General features: G+C 62.0%; 19 protein-coding genes. 14 read left to right on the forward strand and 5 right to left on the reverse strand.

The annotated features are described in order from the left end of the window. Window positions 1-13 precede the first annotated feature (13 nt). The 5 genes from GRI58_RS09160 to GRI58_RS09180 are packed head-to-tail and all read left to right on the forward strand — an operon-like array spanning window position 14 to window position 4,411. Window positions 14-724, forward strand: coding sequence for an SDR family NAD(P)-dependent oxidoreductase (locus GRI58_RS09160; RefSeq protein ID WP_160753295.1), 711 nt, complete (start codon window positions 14-16; stop codon window positions 722-724). Continuing rightward, window positions 714-1,598, forward strand: a complete 885-nt coding sequence (gene bla / locus GRI58_RS09165; protein WP_160753296.1) for a subclass B3 metallo-beta-lactamase — start codon at window positions 714-716, stop codon at window positions 1,596-1,598. The genes GRI58_RS09160 and bla overlap by 11 nt, the downstream gene beginning before the upstream one ends. Then, window positions 1,588-2,487 carry a 50S ribosomal protein L11 methyltransferase gene (locus GRI58_RS09170; RefSeq protein ID WP_160753297.1) on the forward strand — a complete coding sequence of 300 codons (900 nt, stop codon included), beginning with the start codon at window positions 1,588-1,590 and terminating at the stop codon, window positions 2,485-2,487. The genes bla and GRI58_RS09170 overlap by 11 nt, the downstream gene beginning before the upstream one ends. Beyond that, a complete protein-coding gene (locus GRI58_RS09175) occupies window positions 2,466-3,185 on the forward strand; it encodes a DUF2459 domain-containing protein (RefSeq protein ID WP_337190940.1) in 720 nt (239 codons plus the stop codon). The genes GRI58_RS09170 and GRI58_RS09175 overlap by 22 nt, the downstream gene beginning before the upstream one ends. Before the next feature lie 53 nt (window positions 3,186-3,238). Next, a complete protein-coding gene (locus tag GRI58_RS09180; RefSeq protein ID WP_160753298.1) occupies window positions 3,239-4,411 on the forward strand; it encodes a Gfo/Idh/MocA family protein in 1,173 nt (390 codons plus the stop codon). Between the two features lie 31 nt (window positions 4,412-4,442). Here GRI58_RS09180 and ligA read toward each other — a convergent pair whose 3' ends face one another. Beyond that, on the reverse strand, window positions 4,443-6,467 hold the full coding sequence (gene ligA, locus GRI58_RS09185) for an NAD-dependent DNA ligase LigA (RefSeq protein WP_237452218.1): 2,025 nt from the start codon (window positions 6,465-6,467) through the stop codon (window positions 4,443-4,445). Window positions 6,468-6,642: 175 nt separating this feature from the next. Here ligA and GRI58_RS09190 point away from each other — a divergent pair, with 175 nt between their 5' ends. Beyond that, the gene (locus tag GRI58_RS09190) at window positions 6,643-7,149 is read left to right on the forward strand and encodes a DUF2165 family protein (RefSeq protein ID WP_160753299.1); all 507 of its coding nucleotides are present in this window, start codon (window positions 6,643-6,645) and stop codon (window positions 7,147-7,149) included. Here the strand turns inward: GRI58_RS09190 and recN are convergent. After that, the gene (gene recN, locus GRI58_RS09195) at window positions 7,146-8,810 is read right to left on the reverse strand and encodes a DNA repair protein RecN (protein WP_160753300.1); all 1,665 of its coding nucleotides are present in this window, start codon (window positions 8,808-8,810) and stop codon (window positions 7,146-7,148) included. The two genes, GRI58_RS09190 and recN, sit on opposite strands and share 4 nt — an antisense overlap. 191 nt (window positions 8,811-9,001) lie before the next feature. Between recN and GRI58_RS09200 the strand changes: the two genes are divergently transcribed. Continuing rightward, complete coding sequence (locus tag GRI58_RS09200) at window positions 9,002-11,269, forward strand: TonB-dependent siderophore receptor (RefSeq protein ID WP_160753301.1); 2,268 nt, start codon at window positions 9,002-9,004, stop codon at window positions 11,267-11,269. 14 nt (window positions 11,270-11,283) lie between these two features. Continuing rightward, window positions 11,284-11,967, forward strand: coding sequence for a Fe2+-dependent dioxygenase (locus tag GRI58_RS09205; protein ID WP_160753302.1), 684 nt, complete (start codon window positions 11,284-11,286; stop codon window positions 11,965-11,967). Between the two features lie 34 nt (window positions 11,968-12,001). Here GRI58_RS09205 and GRI58_RS09210 read toward each other — a convergent pair whose 3' ends face one another. Continuing rightward, window positions 12,002-12,802: an outer membrane protein assembly factor BamD gene (locus GRI58_RS09210; RefSeq protein ID WP_160753303.1), complete on the reverse strand. Its 801-nt coding sequence runs from the start codon at window positions 12,800-12,802 to the stop codon at window positions 12,002-12,004. A gap of 333 nt (window positions 12,803-13,135) precedes the next feature. On the opposite strand from GRI58_RS09210, the gene GRI58_RS09215 reads away from it, so the two are divergent. From GRI58_RS09215 to GRI58_RS09230, 4 genes are all read left to right on the forward strand, one after another. Beyond that, entirely contained in the window at window positions 13,136-13,651 is a 516-nt protein-coding gene (locus GRI58_RS09215) for a DUF2975 domain-containing protein (protein ID WP_160753304.1), read from the forward strand. Then, entirely contained in the window at window positions 13,651-13,881 is a 231-nt protein-coding gene (locus GRI58_RS09220; RefSeq protein ID WP_160753305.1) for a helix-turn-helix domain-containing protein, read from the forward strand. The genes GRI58_RS09215 and GRI58_RS09220 overlap by 1 nt, the downstream gene beginning before the upstream one ends. After that, a complete protein-coding gene (locus GRI58_RS09225) occupies window positions 13,871-14,626 on the forward strand; it encodes a hypothetical protein (protein WP_160753306.1) in 756 nt (251 codons plus the stop codon). The genes GRI58_RS09220 and GRI58_RS09225 overlap by 11 nt, the downstream gene beginning before the upstream one ends. Before the next feature lie 373 nt (window positions 14,627-14,999). Further along, window positions 15,000-15,302: a hypothetical protein gene (locus GRI58_RS09230; RefSeq protein ID WP_160753307.1), complete on the forward strand. Its 303-nt coding sequence runs from the start codon at window positions 15,000-15,002 to the stop codon at window positions 15,300-15,302. A gap of 199 nt (window positions 15,303-15,501) precedes the next feature. On the opposite strand, the gene proB is transcribed toward GRI58_RS09230, so the two are convergent. Then, window positions 15,502-16,665 carry a glutamate 5-kinase gene (gene proB, locus GRI58_RS09235; protein ID WP_160753308.1) on the reverse strand — a complete coding sequence of 388 codons (1,164 nt, stop codon included), beginning with the start codon at window positions 16,663-16,665 and terminating at the stop codon, window positions 15,502-15,504. 111 nt (window positions 16,666-16,776) lie between these two features. Between proB and GRI58_RS09240 the strand changes: the two genes are divergently transcribed. Both GRI58_RS09240 and GRI58_RS09245 read left to right on the forward strand, forming a co-directional pair. Continuing rightward, window positions 16,777-17,655: a pyrroline-5-carboxylate reductase family protein gene (locus tag GRI58_RS09240; RefSeq protein WP_337190941.1), complete on the forward strand. Its 879-nt coding sequence runs from the start codon at window positions 16,777-16,779 to the stop codon at window positions 17,653-17,655. 59 nt (window positions 17,656-17,714) lie between these two features. Then, window positions 17,715-18,980, forward strand: coding sequence for a glutamate-5-semialdehyde dehydrogenase (locus GRI58_RS09245; protein WP_160753310.1), 1,266 nt, complete (start codon window positions 17,715-17,717; stop codon window positions 18,978-18,980). 546 nt (window positions 18,981-19,526) lie between these two features. Here the strand turns inward: GRI58_RS09245 and lepA are convergent. Further along, the gene (lepA, locus tag GRI58_RS09250; protein ID WP_160753311.1) at window positions 19,527-21,344 is read right to left on the reverse strand and encodes a translation elongation factor 4; all 1,818 of its coding nucleotides are present in this window, start codon (window positions 21,342-21,344) and stop codon (window positions 19,527-19,529) included. Window positions 21,345-21,410 lie beyond the last annotated feature (66 nt).

A 21,410-nucleotide genomic window follows, 5' to 3' on the forward strand; every position in this document is an offset into this window, starting at 1 on the left:
AATAGCACTTGCCATGACCTGCATTCTCCTGACCGGATCGAGCCGCGGAATCGGCGCTGCGGCGAAGCAATCGCTGACTGAACGCGGGGTGCGCGTCATCGGGCAGGCGACATCCGCAAGCGATGACGAAACGCTTGCCGCCGACTTCGGCGATCCGCTCGCGCCAAAGCAATTATGGGATGCGGCGATGGAATTGTCGGGTGGTGCTATCGACGTTCTGGTGAACAACGCAGGATTGTTCATAGAAAACCCGATCGACCAGTCCGACATCGAATGGCTCGACAAATGGGAGGATACGCTACGGATCAATCTGACTTCCGCTGCGCAACTCTCGCGCTTTGCTGTCCAGCACTGGCAAGAGCGCGGCTGCGGCGGACGGATCGTCCATGTCGCCAGCCGCGCGGGGCACCGCGGCGATTCCCCGGCGCATTGGCACTATGCGGCGAGCAAGGGCGGAATGCTGGCGCTGCACAAGACCATCGCGCGCGCCTATGCGAGTGAGGACATTCTCAGCTTCGCGATCACGCCCGGTTTCACCGACACGGCCATGGCGGGAGACTATCTTGAAAGCCGCGGCGGGGACGGGTTGCTGGCGGACATCCCGCTTGGCCGGGTGGCAACACCCGAAGAAATCGCGTCCATCGTCATCTTCTGCGCGCTCGACGCCCCGGCCAGCATGACCGGCGCGACCATCGATGCCAATGGAGCCAGCTATGTTCGTTAGTATCCTTGCCGCCGCTTTGGCCGCCACTGCGCCCGCGACAGGTGATGCAGGCACGCAGCAGCCGGTCGATCCCGCAAGCTGGGCCAACGTCTGCAAGCCTTGGGACGAGTGGAACAAGCCCGCCCCTCCCTATCGCATTTATGGCAATACCTATTACGTCGGCACCTGCGGCATATCCGCGATTCTCGTGGTCGGCGACAAGGGCGCGATCCTGATCGACGGCGGACCGTCCGATGCGGGCAAATTGGTCGCGAAGAATATCGAGGCGCTCGGGTTCAAGCTTTCCGACGTCAAGATCCTGCTCGAAACGCATGAGCATTTCGACCATGCGGGCGGACTTGCCGAGCTGAAACGGCTGACCGGTGCAAAAATGCTCGCATCGCCCGATGCGGCCAAGGCGCTCGAACAAGGCGGCCCCATTCCGGAAGATCCGCAATTTGAGGAACATGGCACTTTCCCAAAAGTCGCCGTCGACGGTCTCATCCGCGATGGGGAAGTGGTGCGGCTCGGCAATCTCGCCTTGCAAGCACATGCAACGCCCGGTCACACGACTGGCGCGCTGAGCTGGAGCTGGAAAGCCTGCGATGGCACGCGCTGCCATACGGTCGCCTATGTCGACAGCCTGTCCCCGGTCAGCAGCGATTCCTACCGTTTTTCGGACCACCCGGCCTATCTTGCTACATATCGCAAGAGCATCGCGACGGTAGCCAAGCTGCCATGCGATATCCTGCTGACCCCGCATCCCTCGCAAAGCGACATGGTCAAGCGTGCCGCAATTGGCTCCATGCTGGGAGGGTACACTTGTGCGCAACGCGCGAAAGATCTGACCAAGTCACTCGATGAACGCCTGGCGAAGGAAGCCCATGGCAGATAGCTGGAAAATCACCGGTTTTGCCTCCAAGGCGGAGGTGCAGGCCGCGCTGCTGGCGCATGACGAGGTCGAGGAATGGGACTTCGACATGGTCATTGCCGGGCGCGAAGTGGCCGAGGACCGTCTGCTCGAATGGGTCATCGAGGTCTGGCTCCCGCGCGAGCCGACCGCAGCTGACAAACGCGCCGTTGCAGCGCTGTTTGCCGATAGAGCGCCCGAGCTTTCGACCGAGAAACTGCCGCCGACCGACTGGGTGATCGAAAGCCAGAAGGGCGTCGATCCGATCAACGCGGGGCCATTTCATGTGCGCACACCCGAACATCCCGCCAGTGATGACGCCGTCAATCTGGTGATCCCCGCCAGCCAGGCTTTCGGAACCGGACAGCACGCGACCACCGCAGGATGTCTCGCGATGCTCGCGCTGATGCGGCGCGAGGGCGTGATGGTGCGCAATGCCGCAGATATCGGCACCGGCACCGGCCTGCTGGCGCTCGGCGCGCTGAGACTGTGGCCGAGAGCGTTGATGACGGTATCGGATATCGATCCGATCTGCGTCGGCGTGGTCGAGGATAATGCCGCGCTCAACGGTGCGACAATCGGCGCAGGTCGCGGAGAAATGCTGATGGTCGTCACCGATGGCATGGCGGACCCCGTGCTGAAGGCGCGCGGTCCCTACGACCTGCTGATCGCCAATATCCTCGCGCGCCCGCTGATCGAGCTGGCACCCGATTTCGGCAAAGCTGTGAGTGGAGGCGGACATATCGTCCTGGCGGGCCTGTTGGCGACGCAGGAACACGCCGTCCGAAGCGCCTATCGCCGAGCCGGATTCCGCCTCGCGCGGCGGCTGGTCAATGGAGACTGGTCGATCCTGTGGCTGCGCAAGCGGCGCTGAGGGTGCTTAAGCAGCGCATCGCGATCCAGCTGTTGGGATTTGCGCTCACCGTCTCCATTCTTGCCACACTCGTGTTTTTCGTCGGCGGTTGGATCGCCAGCAGCATTCCGCGCAATCCCGACTGGCGCGAGCCCGAGACCGGGATCACGATCCTCGTTGCAGACAACGGCCTCCATACTGAACTGGTCCTGCCCATCGTCACGCCGGAAGAGGATTGGCGGCAGACTTTTCCGGCGCTGTACCTGCCGCGCGACGACGGCCAGTATCCCACCCATGTCGCCATCGGTTGGGGGGAGAAAGATGTGTTCCTTCACACGCCGACCTGGTCCGATCTCAAACCCGCGACCGTCTGGCACATCGCCATTCACGGAGGTTCGGCCATCATTCGGCTGACGCCTTTCGTGCGCCCCGCGCCCGATCGCTGGTATCGCCCCCTGCGCCTTCGCCCCGACGAATACCGAAGGCTGGTGCGCAGTATCCTCGGCTCGCTTCCGCCCCTGCCGCTGGGAAGCCCACGCCAATCCTATCGCGGCTTCGACCCATCCGCCTTCAACTACGACGCGCTGGGTCGCTACACCTTTGCCAATAGCTGCAACCAGTGGACCTCGAACCAGCTTGCAGCAGCAGGCGTGCGCACAGGATACTGGACGCCCTTTTCGGGCGGCGTGATGAAGTGGGTGCCTCAAACGGATCCGTGACATCGCTTCGGAATCATGCATGATAACGCTACCAGAACAACAGGGAGGATGGGATGCGCAAGGAGGGAACGTCGGACCTCGATCGACGGAGTATTCTTGCCGGGTTGGGCGCTGCGGCATTTGCAGCATCCGCACAGCAGGCTTCGGCCCAGACAGCCAAGGGCCAGCCACTTATCGGCAATCCTGTTCTTCCTATTCCGATGGGCGAACGAATGCGCTGGGCGATCGTCGGTCTTGGCAGCTTCGGAGTCGGACAAGTCATTCCCGGTTTCGTGGATGCCAATGCCTCGCGCATGACGGCGTTCGTCTCCGGCAATCCCGATAAGGCGAAGATGCTCGGCGAGCGATACGGCGTTTCGCGCTTCTATGGGTATGACAACTTCGACGATATCGCCCGCGACCCAGAGATCGACTGCGTTTACATCGTCCTGCCGGTCGGGTTGCACGCCGAATATACGATCCGCGCGCTCAAGGCTGGCAAGCATGTGCTGTGCGAGAAGCCGATGGCTAGCACGGTCTCCGAATGCGAAGCCATGATCGCCGCCGCCAAGGCCGCCGGGAGGCAATTGGGGGTCGCCTATCGCGTGCATTTCGAGCCGACCAATATTGCAGCGAAGACTATCATCGATGCAGGTGAGATCGGCCCGATCCGCAACATCCGTGCCGACCACGGATTTCAGGCCGACCCTTCGTGGCCGCCTCATAAATGGCGCCTCACGAAAGAGCTGGGTGGTGGTGGATCAATGTACGATATCGGCATCTATGGTCTCAACACATCGCTCATGATGCTGAAGGGTGACGAGCCGGTTTCCGTCTCAGCGGTCTATGCCTATCCGCGAGAGGATCCGCGCTTTGCCGAAGTCGAGGGCGGCATCGAATGGCGGCTGATGATGGCGAGCGGCGCGGTGGTGAGCGGATCGAGTTCCTATTGCTATGCGCCGTATCAGAGCTTCCAGCACTACATGGCCGACAAGGGCGCGCTAGAGATGGAACCGGCTACCACCTACTATGACAATCGCCTCGTCCGGCAAAGCGGGGGACCGCCTAGCACGGTGGGGACCGGCAATCCGATCACGCAGTTCGCTGGCCAGATCGACGCTTTTTCTAGCGCCGCGCGCGCGAACAAGCCGCATCGAACACCCGGTGAAATGGGCCTGCGCGATATCCGCCTGATCGCCGCAATGTATCGCAGCGCTGACCGCAACGGGGAAGTGCTAGCGTTGTGAGAGCTAAGCCTGGGCTCATAATCGGGTCGCCCTAGCCCGCCGCCGCGACGATCTCCGCCCAGGCGGCTTCGTCGATCACCTCGATGCCCAGCTCGGCGGCCTTCTTGAGCTTGCTCCCCGCACCCGGCCCGGCGACTACGAGGTCGGTCTTGGCGCTAACCGAGCCAGCGGATTTCGCGCCCAGCCTTTCAGCCTGCGCCTTGGCCTCGTCACGGCTCATGGTTTCAAGCTTGCCGGTGAACACCACCGTCTTGCCGCTGACCGCGCTGGCCTGCGTTTCGACGACGTATGGGGGCGGAGAGACTTCGGAGAGCAAGTCGTCCCACACCTTTTTGTTGTGATCCTCGTGGAAGAAATCGCCCAGCGCCTCGATCACCGCCGGGCCGATCCCATCGATGCTTGCCAGTTCATTCTGCGCCGTCTCGTCCCCGTCCCGCGCCTGTTCCGCCATCTCTCTCAGGAGCGGTAATTCGTGAAAACGCTTCATCAGGTCGCGCGCAGTCACCGCGCCGACATGGCGAATGCCGAGCCCGAACAGCAGCCGCGCTGCATCAGGGGAGCGCTTCGCCTCGATGGCGGCGAAAAGATTGTCGACCGACTTCTCCTGCCAGCCATCTCGTCCGATCAACTCGTCGCGATGGGTGTGCAGGCGGAAGATGTCGCCCGGCCCATTCGCCAGCCAGCCCAGCTCCATGAATTCGGCGATGCTCTTCTCGCCCAGTCCCTCGATATCGAGTGCCCCTCTACTGACGAAATGGCGCAGGCGTTCGAACTGCTGCGCATGGCAGATCAGCCCGCCCTGGCAGCGGACATCGACTTCGCCTTCTTCGGCCACCGCCTCGCTGCCGCAAACCGGGCAATGGTCGGGAAACTCAAACGCCGGGCGATCCGCGTCGCGGGTGAGATTGTCGACCACTTGCGGGATAACATCACCCGCGCGTTGCACCACGATCCGGTCACCCGGACGCACGCCGAGCCGGGCGATCTCGTCGCGATTGTGCAGTGTCACATTGGTCACGGTAACCCCGCCCACCAGCACCGGGGCGAGCCTGCCGACCGGCGTCAGCTTGCCCGTTCGCCCGACCTGAATGTCGATCGCCTCCAGCGTCGTCTCGGCACGCTCGGCGGGGAATTTATGCGCCAGCGCCCAGCGCGGAGCCTTGGCGACGAAGCCGAGCCGCTGCTGGTAATCGAGCCGGTCGACCTTGTAGACCACGCCGTCGATTTCATACGGCAACCCCTCGCGCGCCTCGCCGATCGAACGATAGTGATCGAGCAGGCCCGCCACGCTTTCGACCCGCTGGAAGAGGCGGGACAGCGGGAAACCCCAGTGTGAGATTTGCTGCATCACCTCGAATTGGGTGTCGCCCGGAACCGCGCTCGCTGCGCCCCAGCCATGTGCCCAGAAGCGCAAGGGCCGCGCTGCCGTGACGCTTGCATCCTTCTGCCGCAAGGACCCCGCCGCCGCATTGCGCGGGTTCGCAAACAGCTTTCCGCCATGCTCCGATTGTGCAGCATTGAGTGCGGTAAAGGCCTGTTTTTCCATATAGACCTCGCCGCGCACCTCGAACACATCGGGATGGCCCGAGCCGTGCAATTGCTGCGGAATATCGGCGATATGCTGTACATTGGCGGTGACATTCTCACCTACCTGCCCATCTCCGCGCGTCGCGGCCTGCACCAGCTTGCCATGCTCGTAACGCAGCGAGCAGGAGAGCCCGTCGATCTTGTCTTCGGCGGTAAAGCCAAGCGGCGCATCCTCAGCGAGTGCAAGGAACCGCCTCACCCGCGCGACCCATTCCTCGACTTCCTCCGCTGCAAAGGCATTGTCGAGGCTCATCATGCGAACCTCGTGCGTCACCTTGCTCAGCGGCGAGGCGGAAATCTCGAACCCCACCCCCTTCGATGGACTATCCGCACGAACGAGGTGCGGATATGCCGCTTCGATCGCGGCATTGCGCCGGACCAGCGCATCGAATTCCTGATCGGTAATCTCCGGCGCGTCCTTGGCATGATAGAGCCGGTTATGGTGCGCAATTGCCTTCGCCAGACGCATCAGTTCATTGGCGGCTTCGGCTTCGGACAGATTGGCAAGATCGGCAGGCAGGTCGGACACGCAATTGGGCCTTTTTGGTAAAGCAGTTTGGATGCGCTATGCCCTAGCTGACCGGCGCCGCAAAGGGCCGACAGGACGGGTCGCAATCGCGGGGGATAGCAGGAGGGGCTTATCCATGATCGACCGTTATTTGAAATCGCTGTTTTCGCTGGCACTGGGGGTGATGGCACTCTTCTACGTCGCCCACAACATCGCCAATTGGGCGGCGGCAGAGCAGTTCTTCACCTACACCACAGGGCGCGTCGGGCATGAAGCCTATCCGGTGGATTTGCTGCCCGTACCTAGCGCGCCGATGATCTGGGTGGCGATGCTGCTGGTATTCGCGCTGGAACTAGGCGCCGGGGTGATGCTGGTGCTTGGCGCATTCACCCTGTGGCGCGCACGCACCCTCGACGATGCGAAATTCGAGAGGGCCAAGCTGTTTTCGAAAATCGGCATCGGCTGCGCGGTGCTGAACTGGTGGGGCCTGTTCCAGGGGCTGGCCGTCGCGGGTTTCCAGCTGTGGCAGGCGCCGCTGGGCGCAGGGCCGTTCTACGGATCGTTCTTCTTCGGCGCGATGAACATGATGCTGCTGATCTATCTCAGCCAGCGGGACAACGCATCCACGCCGTTTAGGGATTAAACTCCTTCGAGCAGCCGGTTCGCCTGCGCGCGCGCTTCGTCGGTGATATCCGCACCGGACAGCATCCTGGCGATTTCTTCCTTGCGCTCCGCATCGTCAAGTTGGCCGACCGAGGTGCGCGTCACCACGCCGTCGCTGCTCTTGGCGATCAGGTAATGGATGCGCCCGCGTGCGGCGACTTGCGGCGAGTGGGTGACGACCAGCAATTGGCCATCGTCCGCCAGTCGCGCCAGTCGTTCGCCGATGGCGTTGGCCACCGCCCCACCAACGCCGCGGTCGATTTCGTCGAAGATCACCGTGGCCGCCCCGCCCTGTTCGGCCAGCGCGACCTTGAGTGCGAGGATGAAGCGGCTCAACTCCCCGCCGCTGGCGATCTTGATGAGCGGGGCAAAATCGGCACCGGGGTTGGTGGCGATCAGGAATTCGACCGCGTCCATGCCATGCGCGCCCCAGCGGTCTTCCGGCAGCAGGGTAACGCTGGTGCTGAAGCGTGCGGCGTCGAGCTTGAGCGGCGCAAGCTCGCTTGCCACTGCCGCATCGAGCCTTTGGGCGGCTTCGACGCGCCTCTCGTGAAGCACTTTGGCCGACTTGCGATAGGCATCGCCCGCCTCTTTCGCGGCGGATTCCAGCGCATCGAGTTCCGCCTCGCTCCCCTCGATGCTTTCGAGCGTGCGACGGAATTCTCGCATCTTTTCGGGCAGTTCATCGACTTCGCAGCGGTGCTTGCGCGCCAGCGCGCGTAGTTCGAACAGGCGCGTTTCTGCCGCGTCGAGCGCCTGCGGATCGAATTCGAGCGCTTCGGCGGCCTGTTCCAGCTTGGCCTCGGCCTCGCTGGCCTCGATCACCGCGCGGTCGAGCGATTCGAGCGCTTCGGCCAGCAGCGGATGCTCCTCCCCGATCCGGTCGAGCCGCCTTGCCGCCACGCGGAGCGCGGCGAGCGGCGAATCCGAACCCTCCCACAAATGGCGCAGCTCCTCGAGATCGCCCGCCAGCTTCTCACCCTTCTGCATGGAGGCGCGCGTTTCGGCGAGACGTGCTTCCTCACCCGCCTTGGGTTCGAGCGCGGTCAGTTCGGCCAGATGCGCCAGCAGCAAATCCTGTTCGGCCTTGGCGGTTTCGACCGAGTTGCGCGCGTGATCGAGTTGCACCACGGTTTCCTGCCACCGGTCCCAAGCGGCATGAACCTTCTCGGTCTCGCTGCCAGCGTAGCGATCGAGCAGTGCGCGATGGCCGCGCGGATTGACCAGCCCGCGGTCGTCGTGCTGGCCATGCAGTTCCACCAGCAGTGGAGAGATTTCGCGCAGCAGGGCGACGCTGACCGGCTGGTCGTTGATCCAAGCCTTGCTGCCGCCGTCCGCCTTCAACTGTCGGCGGATCACCAGCGGCTCGCCGGGTTCGACGAGAATGCCCGCCTCGTCGAGCGTTTCGGCCATCATCGCGGGAAGCTGGGCGAATTCGAAACTGGCAGTGACGCTCGCGCGCTCCTCGCCGCTTCGCACCAGCGCGGTGTCTGCCCGGTTGCCCAGCACCAGCCCCAACGCATCGAGCAGGATCGATTTGCCCGCCCCGGTTTCGCCCGTCAGCACGCCCAGCCCACGGCGGAAATCGAGGTCGAGCGCCTCGATCAGCACGATATTCCGGATGGACAGGCGACTTAGCATCTTGCGCTGATCCCTAACCCAATTGTCCTGGTGCGTCACCCACATCGGATACGGATGTGAACCGAAACTTCGTGTCGCCGAAAGCCTGGCTCCATGACCTGCCATATTCTTTTTGCGAGTGATTATCACTTTCATTGACTCATCGCGAATCATTCGCAATAAGCGCGCCGACACCGAACAGAGGGATCGACGTGACACATCTGAATACCACCAAATCCACCGCCAAATCCGCGAACAAGCGCCGCATTGCTGCCGGTTGCCTGCTCGCGAGCGCCATGGGTGCTGCTTTCGTTCCCGGCGTTGCCCATGCGAAGGGTGCGGCAGCGGGCGACGGCCCCGATATCGTCGTCACCGCCCAGCGTCCCGGCGACGCCAATCCCAACGCCAACCCGCAAGCGCCCTACAAGGTCGACCGCTCGGCGGATTCGCGTTTCACCGAACCGGTGCGCGACACGCCCAAGAGCGTCACCATCATTCCCAAGGAAGTGATGCAGGACATTGGCGCAAACAGCTTTCGCGAGGTCGCTCGTTCCACCCCCGGCGTGACGCTCGGCACCGGCGAAGGCGGCAATGCCTTCGGCGACCGCATCTTCATTCGCGGGTTCGAGGCGCGCAACGACGTCTATATCGACGGGCAGCGCGATCCTGGCGTCTCCAGCCGCGAGATCTTCGCTGTCGAGCAGGTCGAAATCGTCAAGGGCCCCTCCTCTGCCTATCTCGGCCGGGGCACCACCGGCGGATCGGTCGGGCTGGAGTCCAAGCGCCCCAAGACCGGCGACAATTTTCTTGTCGCGGATGGCACGGTGGGGACCGACAACCTCTATCGCGCGACGCTCGACGGCAATGTCGAACTGGCCAACAGCCTCGCGGTGCGGGTCAATGCGCTCTACCACACCGCCGACACGCCGGGTCGCGACTACGTCTACAGCGACCGGCAGGGTCTGGCCGCCGCGATAGGCTGGCGCGCTTCATCCAAATTCTCGATCGGCGCCGATTATTACCACCTGCGCAGCAACGGGATGAGCGATTACGGCCTACCCTTCGATGTGACCACCAAGAAGCCGTTCGCGGTCAATCCGGACAATTTCTACGGCGCGGTGGGCCGCGACTTCCTCCACAACAGCGCCGATATCGGAACCGTTGTCGGTGAATGGAAACCGATCGAGAACCTCAGCATTCGCAGCCAGACGCGCTATGGCGAGGTCGGCAACGCCTATGTCGTATCGGTTCCGCGCGCGCCCGACACTTCGGCTGCCGATCCGGCGGACTGGACGGTGAGCACCGGCACGCCGCAGCGCAACGCCATGTCGCGCTACATCGGCAATATCACCACCGCGAATGCCGAATTCGCCACCGGCAGCGTGAAGCATGAGCTTTTGATGGGTGGCGAGTACAGCGACGAACGGATCACCAACCGCCGCTTCGCCTTCCCCGATTTCATCGAGGATGGGAACGGCAACCAGTCCCCCGTTCCCAACGGCTTCACCCTCAACCTGTTCAACCCGAATGCGGTTCTTGGCTACACCATTCCGGCAGTGATCGACGACAGTTCGCCGCCCGCAGTGACGCAGGTTGAAAGCTTCGCCGGCTTCCTGATCGACACGATCAAGTTCAGCCCCAAGCTGCAATTGTTGCTCGGCGGAAGGCTCGACATCTTCACCATCTCCAGCACCGGCACTGGCCGCAGCGGCCCCTATTCCGACAGCGCGAGCTACAGCTTCTTCAACAGCCAGGCGAGCCTGCTTTATAAGCCGATCGAACCCGTGAGCCTGTACGTCAGCTTCTCGACCTCCTCCAATCCGAGCGGCGAGCAGCTCGATTCGACCAGCCCGACCTATGGCGGCCTCGTCGGCGTCGCCAGCCTCGAACCGGAGCGCAACAAGGCGTGGGAAGCGGGCGCGAAATGGGAGGTATCGAACGGCCATCTGTTGCTGACCGCCGCCGCCTTCCGCATCGACAAGGACAACGCCCGCGAGAACCTTGGCGGTGGCAATTACGCGCTGGTCGGCAAGCTGCGCAGCCAGGGCTTCGAACTTGGCGCGAACGGCAACATCACGCCGCGCTGGTCGGTCTTCGGCGGCTATACCTATCTCGATGCGACCATTATCGACAGCGCCGATCCCGCCAACATCGGCCTGCCTTTCGCCAATGTGCCCAAGCACAGCTTCTCGCTGCTGTCGACCTATGCGGTCACCGACAAGTTCACGCTCGGCGGGCAGGCGTTCTACCGCAGCCGGATCTATGGCGGCACCGAGGGAGCGAACGAGAATTCGGTGCCCGGTTACTGGAAGTTCGATGCGGTCGCGCGCTACAAACTCAATGACCGGATCGAATTGCGCGCCAATGTGCTCAACATCTTCGACAAACGTTATTTCGATGCGATCTATCGTTCGAGCGCGCCTTTCGCCTATGTCGCGCCGGGACGCTCGGCAACCATGAGCGTCACGGTGACGATGTAGGAGCATTTGTTGCGATGATGCTGGTGATCCCCGATGTACTGCCCCGCGCGCAGGCGCTTGCCCTGCGAGAGGAGATCCTTGTCGCCGACTGGGTCGATGGCAATGTCACCAGCGGATCGGGGTCCGCCAGCGTCAAGCGCAACCGCCAGTTGCCAGAGGAAAGCGCCGTCACCCAGCGCGCGCAGGAGGTAGTCAGCGCCGCATTGGTGGCCAACGCGGTCTTTCTCTCCGCAGCCCTGCCCAAGACGATCTTCCCGCCGCTGTTCAATCGCTACGGCGGCGGAGAAGAATTCGGCCTGCATGTCGACAACGCCATCCGCGTCCACAACGCCAGCGGCACGCGCATTCGCACCGACCTGTCCTGCACGCTGTTCCTGACCGACCCGGACGATTACGATGGCGGCGAGCTGGAAATACAGGGCAGCCTCGGAACCATGCGGCACAAGCTGCCGGCCGGGCACGCCTTGCTCTACCCCTCCACCACGCTGCACCAGGTCACGCCGGTTACGCGCGGCGAGCGGGTGTCATGCTTTTTCTGGTTGCAATCGCTGGTGGGAAGCCATGCCGAGCGCGAAATGCTGTTCGAGCTCGACCAGAGCGTGCAGGCACTCAGCGCGGAACGCGGCAAGACCGACGCCGAGGTCCTGCGCCTGACTGCGCTCTATCACAATCTGGTGCGCCACTGGTCGCAGGCCTGACGCCCGCGACACCGGCAACGCAATCGAGCAGCGATCAGTTCGCCGCGACTTGCGGCGCGTGCTTCTGCATGAGGCCGTAAGCGCGCTCGTACCACTTGCTGCCGGGATAGTTGGCGCCCAGCACCGCGGCGTATTTCTTGGCCTCGACCGGAATGCCCATCGCCAAGCTCGTTTCGACCAGACGATACAGCGCTTCCGGCGTGTGGCTGGTGGTCTGGTAATTCTTCACGACATTATGGAAGCGGATGTCGGCGGCGATCCAGTCGCCAGTTTTCTCGTAGAAGCGCCCGATCTCCATTTCCTTGCCCGCAAGGTGATCCTGAACAAGGTCCATCTTGAGCCGCGCGTCGGTGGCGTATTTGGTGTTCGGGAAGCGCTTCTGCACTTCTTCGAGCGCATTCTTGGCCTGTAGCGTGATCTTCTGGTCGCGATCGACGTCGCTGATCTGCTCGTAATAGCACAGCGCGATCAGGTAATAGGCATAAGGCGCTTCCTTGTTGCCCGGATGCACCTGCAGGAAGCGCTGCGCCGCACCGATCGACTTGTTGTAATCGCGCGCGACGTAATAGCTGAACGCGCTCATCACCTGCGCACGACGCGCCCACGGCGAATAGGGGTGCTGGCGTTCGACCTCGTCGAACAGGGCCGCTGCGACCTTGGGCTGACCCGAATCGAGCTTGTCCTTGGCCGCCGAATACAACGTGTCCACATCGCGCGCGACATAGGCTGTGTCCTTGACCTTGCCGGAACCGGCGCAACCGGCGACCAGCAGGGGCAGAAAGCACAGGGCGAGATGGCGACGGGCGCTGGCCCAGCCGGATTTCGTGACGGTCATGGGGCGGCCTATAGCCATCGCTCCGCTGAACGCCAAGTGAAGTTGACGAGCGAGCTGTGCAGGAACGCGCCTTTTCCAGCGATGTTTGCGCGTGACGCGCTGACGGCAGGGATAACTGCCAATGAACACCCCGAACGCTTGCAGATTTGCGAAGCATCGGCTCGCTAGCCGAAAGTGGCGTGGTCGACGCCCAATATCCCACAGGAGTAACGTTCGATTCCGATGCACGATGATATTCGAAATCTAAGCAATATCGATATTCAATAAATTTCTTGACGCCAAGCTGAGAAGTTTTCATATCGATAAACAATATCTCAATCATCGAGAATCGATATGAAATTGAATGCCCTCAAATTGTCGCGTTACTTGGTTATCGTGTTGTACTGGCTCAACATCAACCTCGCGATCGCCTTTGTGGTTGCGCTGGCCTGGTTTGCGTTCAGTCCGCACTGGATCGAATCTGTCCTGACCCTGAAATACGGAGCAGTCAGGGCGACTGCCGCTTTGGATCTCATACGTGGCGCATTGGCGTATGGCGTGGTGACCGCGATTCCGGTTGGAATGCTACTCGGCATGCTCTTCCAGATGATCGAAACGGTGCGAGAAGGCACGCCATTCATCGCGATCAATGCTCGCCGTTTGCGCCTGATGGGCTGGCTCGTACTCGCCCTGCAGTTGGCCGACCTCGTGCTGCCGTGGATGAGCATTTATGCGCACAAGCTGAGCGTGGATTGGGTCGATTCGACACCAAACATCATGGGCTGGCTGATTGCGCTGCTGCTGTTCGTGCTCGCGCGGATCTTTGCCGAAGGAGTCGCCATGCGCGACGATCTGGAAGGCACCGTCTGATGCCGGTTCTGGTGCGGCTCGACGAGCAACTGCACAAGCAACGTATGACGCTTACCGAACTATCGGAACGCGTCGGCATCACGCTTGCCAATCTCTCAATCCTCAAGACCGGCAAGGCCAAGGCGGTCCGCTTCTCCACACTCGAGGCGATCTGCCGTGTTCTGCAATGCCAACCCGGCGACCTGCTGTTTTTCGAAGACGACGAAGGGGAAGCACACCATGTGGACTGATGTGAAATCGATCTATCGCAGCGCATGGGCGTTCATGCTGGCGTGCCCATTGCTGTTCCTAGTCCCGGTAGTGGTCGAAATGGCACAGCACCTCGCCGAGATACACACTGGTATGTATGACAGCATGGCAAGCGCCCGAGCGGTGGCGGATTCGCCGCTGAGGATGGGGTTTGCGGTGGCCAAGATCATCGGCGTTATGCTGCCCAGTTACTGGTTCATCCGCTACCTCGCTCATGGCAACGATCCGAAGGCCGCACGCACGATCCAACCGACAGGACTGGCACTTTGGGGGATAATCTTCGCGCTCAACATCGCGATATCGCTCTATTCCCTGTTCGGCCCTGCGCTTGGCACCATGCTCGGGCTATCGGGAAAGGTCGGGACATATTTCGGCACCGCCCTGTCGGCGGCATGGACGATTTTAGGCGTTTACCTCGTCGCATGGATAGTCGCATGGACGCTCGGCAATTTGGCAATCGGTCCGCTGCGTTCGCTCAGGATCATGCATGGATATTTCTGGCGCACGGTCTTCTATATGCTGGCCGGGGTCATGCCGCTGATGGTGGTGCATTACGCGCTCGGTTATGGCGCGATGGGGCGTCCCGCATGGCTTATGTGGCCGATGATGATCGTCGATGTCTGGGTGGTGGGGCTGCTGGCGCTTACCATGACCGCGCCCGCTTGGTACGGCGCATCGCGCGCTGCTGAGGCCAAGGGCGTCGCACTTATGCCCACAAAAGCATGATAGAGATGACTTTGGCGAATTCGTTGAATATTCCAACTGGAGGTGAAGTCAGGTGACCAGCCACGGCATAAATGCTGTGTGAAGCTGATATCTTGCATTCGTCATGCTGAACTTGTTTCAGCATCCATATTGCCCCCAATTCCGACACACCAAGCCGAAGAATGGACCCTGAAACAAGTTCAGGGTGACGCTCATCACAATTGTCCAAAAAGTTGTCGTGTCCCGAAATTCCAGTTTCTGGCTAAAATCGTGAAAAGCTGCCGTTCACGTGAACGACTGACCGCTATCGGCTATGCAACTGCATTGCAGGAACGGCAAGAATGTTGGGGGAAGCTGACATTGCCGAAGTGCGCTGCGTGAAATATCATAGGCCATGGCAATTCGAATGCAGATGGTTGGCAGGGGCGCGGCGACGCGCTTGTGTTTTCCTGATTATGAGGATGGCTCACGCCTCGAAGAACTGACCTCACACATTGCAGCCGCGCTCTGCACGAATGCCCTCTACTCGGGAAACAATCCGTTAGAACGTCTGATCGGCTTTCATGCTTACCCGGAAGAGTTTGCTCTGTGGTGGGACGGCTTCACCTGCGAACTGGGCTGCACCGTACCTTGTGGCGTCGCGATGGAAACTGTGGCCGATCATTTGATCGTCAGCGGCTCGTTCGAAGTGGTCTGATCGCGCCGAATACGATGTCGGCAATGTCGGCGTTACCTTACAGGCAGCTTTGCGGCCATGAATTGCAGATAGCAGTCGCTCAAACTTGACCAAGCCGTCGAAAGTTGTGCGACAATAATTCGCATCCCTATCGCCGCCCTGCGCCGTGGACACGAAGCGCGATAATGCTTATCGCGAGGAAACCTTCGGTTCGAAGCGACTAGCCCGCCGCCTTGACCTGCTCCTCCACGCCCTCAGGCGAATCCCATAGCAGGTGGCGGCTTTCCAGCATCACAAGGTTCTTCGCCCGGACCACTTCGCCCTTGGTGCGATAGCCCAGCAATTGTTCGGCTTCGAGATGCGGATTGACCGCGAGCACGCGCAATTCCTCGGATGAGAAATCGGTCAGGCCGCGCGCCCGCTCCACGTTTTCGCCATCGTAGATATGCAGCACGTCGCCGCGCGCGAAATCGCCGTCGATGGCGAGGATATCCTCGCGCATGATCGAGCGGTCGCGGTCGCTCAGCGCATCGGCAAGATCGTTCGAAATAGCGATGCTGCCGGCGCGTTGCAGGCGGTTGGCGATCCATCGTTCCCAACCCGATGTCGGCGCATCGTGTGCGATAAAGCGCGTGCAGCGCCGCTCGCCATCGAGAATGCTGGTCAGTGGGTTATCCGGCTCGCCATGCGCGATATAGGTGGTGCAACCGGCCTCCTGCGCCATGTTGGCGGCCATCAGCTTGGTGGTCATGCCGCCGGTGCCCAGCGCGCTCTTCCCCTTGGTCGCTTCCATGAAGGGCGCAACATCGGTGACCTCGGAGATGAACTTGGCGCCCGGTTCGTCAGGATGGCGATCGAACAGCCCATCGACTTCGGTCAGGATGATGAAATCCTTCGCGTCGACCATCTGGGCGACCTTGGCCGCCAGGCGGTCGTTATCGCCCACGCGAATTTCCTCGGTGGTGATCGAATCGTTCTCGTTCACGATGGGCATCACCCCCGCCTCGATCAGCCGGAAGACGGTGTTGCGGGTGTTGAGGAAGCGCCGGTGATGTTCGAAATCACCGAGCGTCAAGAGCACCTGCGCGATCTCAAAACCGAATTCATGGCCGATATGGCGATAGGCATTGAGTAGCAGCGGCATCCCGCAGGCGGCTGCCGCCTGCTTGTCACTGACCCCGGCGGTCTGCGGCGTCTCGCCAACAGTCTTGAGGCCGAGCGCGACCGCCCCGGAGCTGCACAGGATCACATTGATCCCGCGCGCGCGCAGCCGGTCGATATCCTCGAACAGGCGCTGCATGAAACCATAGCGCGGCGTCAATCGCTCGCCATTGGCGACGAGGCTGGAGCCGATTTTTACAACGATGTTATGCGGTTGGGACATAAGTGGAAACTTTGTCAGCTAAAATCATTGGTCTTGTATAGGGAGGGATGTTGCATTGCACAACCGTCTGGCCAAAATTGCCTGGTTGTGATATAAAAGAACAAATCAAGCGTGACGACACCTTGCGAAGCATTGAAACGCTCATCGGCAAACGTCAATGAACATCGGTGGAAAGCGCGACACAAATATTCAAGGGGAAAAAATATCTTTAAGAAAATTCTACTTATCGGATGCGGCAAGATGGGTGGAGCTTTGCTCGAGCACTGGCTGTCGGGCGATGAGAATTTTACTATTGTCGATCCTTTTCTCGAAAAGGCACCCAATGGCGTGCGGTCGGTGAGCGATCGGGCCGCGATCGCGGACGACACTTTCGATGTCGTCATTATCGCGATCAAGCCGCAGATGATCGACGAGGTTCTGCCCGATTACCGCCCGATGCTGGCGGAGGGTGGCTATGCCATGTCGATTGCGGCGGGCGCATCGATCGCGCGCATCGCCGCGCTGCTGGGTGGCGCATCCGTCATTCGCGTGATGCCCAACCTGCCCGCCGCCGTCGGCAAGGCGACCAGCGGGTTGTGCGCGGCGGACAACGCCACTGACGATCAGATTGCCCACGCCACCGACATGATGGAGCGCGCGGGAACGGCGGTGGCGGTCGACAGCGAGGATATGCTCGACCGTGTGACCGCCGTGGCCGGATCGGGACCGGGCTATGTTTTCGAAATCGCCCGTGCCTATATCGCCGCCGCGGAGGATCTGGGCTTCGATGCCCAGCAGGCGCGCACGCTGGTGCTCGGCACGATGGAGGGCACGATTGCAATGGCGCTCGCCCATTCCGATATGTCGCTCGAGGATCTGCGCAATTCCGTCACCAGCAAGGGCGGGACGACTGCGGCGGGTCTCGACGCGCTGAATGGCGATGGCACCGTTTCGGGCAAGCTGCGCGATACGGTCCGCGCCGCATACGACAGGGCGGTGGAGCTGCGCTGAAACGCCAGGCTCCCGCCCATGGACTGAACACACGACGGGCACAGTCCCGGAGGACAGATATGAACGACCAGACACTCGACCCGACCATCCACATCCATGAACTCGGCAGCCGCGCCAAGGCGGCGGCGCGCGGGCTCGCAACGGCATCGACCGAGGCGAAGAACACCGCGCTTGTCGAAGCCGCCAAGGCGCTGCGCGCTGCGATGCCGGAGTTGATCGCGGCCAACGAACAGGACGTCGCCAGCGTCGCGGGCAAGAAGGACGATGCGTTCATCGATCGCCTGCGGCTTACCGAAGACCGTATCGAAGGCATGGCAACGGCGTTGGAGGATATCGCGAAACTGCCCGATCCCGTCGGACGCAAGCTCGCCAGTTTCGACCGGCCCAACGGCCTGAAGATCGAGCGCGTCGCGGTGCCCATCGGGGTCATCGGCATGATCTATGAATCGCGCCCCAATGTCGGCGCGGACGCCAGCGCGCTGTGCCTCAAGAGCGGCAATGCGGTGATCCTGCGCGGCGGTTCGGAAAGCCGGAACTCGACCCGCGTGATCGTCAAGGCGATGCAGGCCGGGCTCAAGGCTGCGGGGCTTCCCGAGGATGCGGTGCAGACCGTCGGCACGACCGACCGCGCCGCCGTCGCCGCGCTGCTCAAGGCGGACGAATTCGTCGACCTCGTGATCCCGCGCGGCGGGCGCGGGCTGGTCGAGCTGGTGCGCGACCAGGCGAGCGTCCCCACCCTCCTCCATCTCGACGGCAATTGCCACAGCTACGTCCACGAAGCCGCCAACCTCGACAAGGCGGCGCAAGTCATCCGCAACGCCAAGCTGCGCCGTACCGGCGTGTGCGGCGCGACCGAAAGCATCGTGATCGACCGCGCGGTGGCCGATAAGGCCGTCCCGAAGATCGCCGAGGCGATGGGCGCGGATTGCGAGCTGCGCGGCGATGCCGAAGCGGTCGCAATCGACGCCCGTCTCAAACCCGCGAGCGAGGAAGACTGGGACACCGAATATCTCGGCCCGATTGCCAGCGTGAAGATCGTCGACGGGCTCGATGATGCGATCGACTGGGTGGACAGCCACTCCAGCCACCACACCGACGCCATCTTCACCGAGGACGCGGACGCGGCCCGCAAGTTCATGACCGGCATCGACAGCGCGATCCTGATGCACAACGCCTCCACCCAGTTTGCCGACGGCGGCGAGTTCGGCATGGGCGCCGAGATCGGCATCGCCACCGGCAAGATGCACGCGCGCGGGCCCGTCGGGCTGGAGCAGCTGACGAGCTTCAAGTACCTCGTGCACGGCGACGGGCAGATCCGGGAGTAGTTTTTGTTGCGCCCTCAAGCGCCGGGCGCGGGCCATCCGGCCCGCTTGGCCTTCCTCGCATAAGCTCGGGCGGCCGGTCGGCCTTGCACTCGCCTTCGGCTCGCGTTTGGTACTGAACCGGGCCGACGCCCAAGCGCCCCAATCTTTCGGTTCTACTTCGACGGGTTGATCGCTCACATCCACAAGGAAAGCAGTGAACGAGAAGTCGACGAACTCGGACCGATGTTCATTGGGAATCGGGAGGAGCTTGCAGTAATAACCGTGCCCTTCGAGAACTCTTGGCAGCGTGAGAACTTGGCCGAGCTTATGCGGGAAGCGGAAACCCGTTGGCCCGAGAGATTGGCGAGGATTCCTGGCTTCGATTCAAAGGTAATCTAATGACCTATGATAAGGTCCTAACATTCGTCACTCGGGAACCCGCCGCGGCAAAGCCGCGTCGTCGAAGGGCTCGGCTCGGCAGCGGCTCGCCGGCCCCCGGCCGGAATTACAGCCTCTCACTTCTAGCTTGCCGTTTGCTGCGCAAACGCCGGCGCTAAGCGCGGGGCTTCATTCCTCCCCCATCCGCAACGCGGCAATAAACGCTTCCTGCGGAATGCTCACATTCCCATACTCCCGCATCCGCGCCTTGCCCTTCTTCTGCTTCTCCAGCAGCTTCTTCTTGCGCGTGATGTCGCCACCGTAGCATTTCGCGGTCACGTCCTTGCGCAGTGCGCCGATGGTCTCGCGGGCGATCACCTTGCCGCCGATCGCGGCCTGGATCGGGATCTTGAACAGGTGGCGGGGGATGAGGTCTTTCAGGCGCTCGCACATGCCGCGCCCGCGCGCCTCGGCAACGCCGCGGTGGACGATCAGCGATAGCGCGTCGACCGGCTCGTTGTTGACGAGGATGTTCATCTTGACGAGGTCGCCCTCGCGCAGGCCGATCTGCTCGTAATCGAAGCTCGCATAGCCTCTGGAGATCGATTTGAGGCGGTCGTAGAAGTCGAACACCACCTCGTTCAGCGGCAATTCGTAGCTCACCTGCGCGCGGCCGCCGACGTATGTCAGGTCGGTCTGGATGCCGCGCCGGTCCTGGCACAGCTTGAGGATCGCGCCGAGATATTCGTCGGGCGTGTAGATGGTGGCCTTGATCCACGGCTCCTCCACGCTCTCAATCCGGTTGACGTCGGGCCAGTCGGCGGGGTTGTGGAGCATCAGCTCGCGCGCCTCGTCCGTCCGGCTCTTGCTGAGCTGGAGGCGGTATTCGACGCTGGGCGCGGTGGTGATGAGGTCGAGGTCGTATTCGCGGCTCAGGCGTTCCTGGATGATTTCCAGGTGCAGCAGGCCGAGGAAGCCGCAGCGAAAGCCGAAGCCCAGCGCGGCGGAGCTTTCCATCTCGTAAGAGAAGCTGGCGTCGTTGAGGCGCAGCTTGCCGATGCTCTCGCGCAGTTTCTCGAACTCGGCGGCGTCGACCGGGAACATGCCGCAGAACACCACCGGCTGGACTTCCTTGTACCCGGGCAGCGCCTTGACCGCCCCGCCCTTCGCGAGCGTGATGGTGTCGCCGACGCGGGCCTGTTCGACTTCCTTGATCTGCGCGGTGATGAAGCCGATCTCGCCCGGGCCGAGCTCGGGCAAATCGGTGCGCTTGGGGGTGAAGCAGCCCACGCGGTCGACGAGGTGCTCGGTCCCGCCTTGCATGAATTTGACCTGCAGGCCCTTCTTGATCGCGCCGTCGAGCACGCGCACGAGGATGACCACGCCGAGGTAGGGATCGTACCAGCTGTCGACCAGCAGGGCGCGCAAGGGGGCGTCGCGGTCGCCGGTGGGAGCGGGAATGCGGGCGACGACGGCTTCAAGCACGTCCTCGATCCCGATGCCGGACTTGGCGGAGGTAAGCACCGCGTCGCTGGCGTCGAGGCCGATGATGTCCTCGATCTCGGCCTTGACCTTGTCGGGTTCGGCGGCGGGGAGGTCGATCTTGTTGATGACGGGGACGATTTCGTGGTCGTGCTCGATCGACTGGTAGACATTGGCCAGCGTTTGCGCCTCCACGCCCTGTGCGGCGTCGACCACCAGCAGCGCCCCTTCGCAGGCGGCGAGGCTGCGCGAGACTTCATAGGCGAAGTCGACGTGTCCGGGGGTGTCCATGAGGTTGAGCTCATAGGTCTCGCCGTCCTTGGCAGTGTAATTGAGGCGGACGGTCTGGGCCTTGATGGTGATGCCGCGCTCGCGTTCTATGTCCATGTTATCAAGGACTTGCTCGCTCATCTCGCGCTCGGTCAGACCCCCCGTGGCTTGGATCAGCCGGTCCGCGAGCGTCGACTTGCCATGATCGATATGAGCTATAATACTGAAATTTCTAATATTTTTGAGGCTAGTCATACAACTTTTCGCGAGCGTTGGGATATAGGGCGCAGACGCGCGCCTTGACGCGCCGCCTTAGCGGCA

It is taken from the genome of Qipengyuania algicida (genome assembly GCF_009828025.1).
Classification (GTDB): Bacteria; Pseudomonadota; Alphaproteobacteria; order Sphingomonadales; family Sphingomonadaceae; genus Qipengyuania; species Qipengyuania algicida.